Genomic DNA, 2255 nt, shown 5'->3' with positions numbered 1-2255 from the left:
CCTCAAGACAATCCCCGCCCTCCATCACTCAAGACAATCCCCGCCCCTCATCACCTCACGACAATCCGCGCCCCTGCCGAGGCAATCCCAACTCAACGGCGGCAGCCGAGCTGCAGTACTCCCGTACCGCGCTGGTCCGGGCCACCACGCGGCCCCGATGCACCACGATCCGGCTGTACGCGAGGGACAGAGCACCGGGCAGCCCGTCCCCCCTCACCGCCAGCAGTTCGGCGGGGAACCCCGCCTCCACGCGGACCTCGGGCAGGCCCAGGACCGCACGTGCCGAGGAACTGATCGCGTCGTACGCGTCCTCGGGACGCAGGCCATAGCGGGAGGACAGCAGGTACGCGGCCTCCAGGGGATCACCGCGGCCGACCGGATTCGACACGTCCCGCAACGCGCCACTGCCCGCCGCGACGCGCACTCCGGCAGCGCGCAGCAGCCGTACCGGAGCCGTGCCGCGGCGGTCGGTGGCGCCGCAGCCACCCTGGGGGAGGCACGCCACCGCCACCCCGGCGGCGGCGAGCTGGTCGGCGGTGCGGATGGCCGTCTCGGTGGGCAGACGGGCCAGGGCGCCGCACGGACCGAGGGTCACGCCCGGCCGCAGGCCCCCTGCCATCGCGGCGAGACGGGCCAGGCGGGCCGGGTCGGCGGCGTCGGTGTGCAGGTCCACGGGACAGCCGTGCTCGGAGGCGACCTCCAGGACCGCCTCCACGTACCCGGTCGGATCGGGGTCCAGGTCCGGGCAGCCACCCACCACGGACGCACCCATCTTCAGCGCATCCCGCAGCACGGCCAGCCCGTCGGCCCCGGCGACCCCGGTCAGTAGCCGAGGCATGGCCACGGCGGTCAGTTCCGTAAGCCCCCGCAGCGAACGCCGGGCCTGCAGTACGGCGGCCAGCGCGCCGAGGCCCTGGACGTCGCCCACGCGCACATGTGCCCGCGCCGCGGTCGCCCCGTGCCCCAGCTGCAGCAACGCGGCCTCGGTGGCCCGGCGTTGCACGTCATGCGGGTCGTGGGAGGCGGGGCCGTCCCCGTCGGCCGAGAGGGCGGTGTCGCCGTGAATGTGCGGTTCGGCAGGGGCCGGCAGGAGCAGATAGCCGCTGAGATCCACACGCGCACCGCACGCGCGCGTACCGCCCACCGCGAGGCTCCCCGCCGTACCGACCGCCTCGATCCTCCCGCCGCCGAGCCGTACGTCCACCGTGCGCCCATCGGTCAGCCGGGCTCCGCACAGCAGCAGCGCCCCCGAATCCCTCTGGCCCAAAGATCCCGAGGAACCCGAGGAACCTGAGGAACCCACGGGCCCTGGTGCGCCAGACGAAGCCGACGAGGACGAAGACGACGAGGACGACGACGAAGACGACGAGTGGGGCGGCTGCGGCTGGCTGTCGGGCATCGCGCTCCAGGGGCTCGGGACTGCGCAGGGGGACGCAAGATCACGCAGAGTGAGTCGAGCCTAGGGTGGCGGTCCGCCCATCACAGGGAGGAGCGCAATAGTCGTACCGGTGTGGTCCGCCGTGAGAAAGGGGCCTGGAGAGGCTGGTGGGAGGGCGGTCGGACGGGCCGCGGCGCACCCCGCCCCCACCGACCGGACAGGCCGGTACGGGGGCCGCGAAACGGATTTGGGTGAACGGCGGCGGACCGTGTAATGTCTTCATCGCTCGCCCCAATAGCTCAGTCGGCAGAGCGTCTCCATGGTAAGGAGAAGGTCTACGGTTCGATTCCGTATTGGGGCTCTGGTGTGTGAGGTTCCCGTCGCGAGGCGGGAACGGATCGCATCGCAGCGGTGTAGCTCAGTCGGTAGAGCAAGCGGCTCATAATCGCTGTGTCACCGGTTCAAGTCCGGTCACCGCTACTGACAGTAGCCGATTGCGGGGTCGGTCCTTCGATCGGCTACTCTTCTATGCGTTAAACCCGTCCCATCCGTTCGTCAAGGAGCACTCACGTGGCTGCCACCGACGTCCGCCCGAAGATCACGCTGGCCTGCGTGGAGTGCAAGGAGCGGAACTACATCACCAAGAAGAACCGGCGCAACAACCCGGACCGTCTTGAGATGAAGAAGCACTGCCCGCGTTGCAACGCGCACACCGCGCACCGCGAGACGCGATAAATCAGGCTCGTTCGCGAGGCCGCCCCCAATAGTCGGGGGGCGGCCTCGCGTCGTTTGAGCCTCGGTTACCGACCGGTTCCGACTGGCCACAAACCGCTGACGACAGACCACCGGCCGCCAATCACCACCCACCACCCACCAC

The 2255-nt window shown here is 70.4% G+C and carries 2 protein-coding genes and 2 tRNA genes; 3 read left to right on the top strand and 1 reads right to left on the bottom strand.

All coding sequences use genetic code 11. The features are described 5' to 3' along the window. Nucleotides 1–55: 55 nt before the first annotated feature. Entirely contained in the window at nucleotides 56–1399 is a 1344-nt protein-coding gene (locus tag GRC12_RS43745) for an amidohydrolase family protein (protein ID WP_208785992.1), read from the bottom strand. 267 nt (nucleotides 1400–1666) lie between these two features. Between GRC12_RS43745 and GRC12_RS43740 the strand changes: the two genes are divergently transcribed. The 3 genes from GRC12_RS43740 to rpmG all read left to right on the top strand — a co-directional run bounded on the left by GRC12_RS43740 (nucleotide 1667) and on the right by rpmG (nucleotide 2113). Then, a tRNA-Thr gene (locus GRC12_RS43740) sits at nucleotides 1667–1739 on the top strand. Nucleotides 1740–1785: 46 nt separating this feature from the next. Then, a tRNA-Met gene (locus GRC12_RS43735) sits at nucleotides 1786–1858 on the top strand. A gap of 90 nt (nucleotides 1859–1948) precedes the next feature. Continuing rightward, nucleotides 1949–2113 (top strand): 50S ribosomal protein L33, encoded by a 165-nt coding sequence (gene rpmG / locus GRC12_RS43730; protein WP_003948671.1) that lies wholly within the window; start codon nucleotides 1949–1951, stop codon nucleotides 2111–2113. Nucleotides 2114–2255: the final 142 nt, after the last annotated feature.

This window comes from Streptomyces griseorubiginosus (assembly GCF_017614965.1).
GTDB lineage: Bacteria > Actinomycetota > Actinomycetes > Streptomycetales > Streptomycetaceae > Streptomyces > Streptomyces griseorubiginosus_B.
Note: the sequence above shows the minus strand (reverse complement) of the source record. Positions and strands in the feature narration are given on the sequence as shown.

Coding starts and splice junctions, on each gene's coding strand:
- GRC12_RS43745 (WP_208785992.1), bottom strand. CDS start 1,399: ATGCCCGACAGCCAGCCGCAGCCGCCCCACTCGTCGTCTTCGTCGTCG.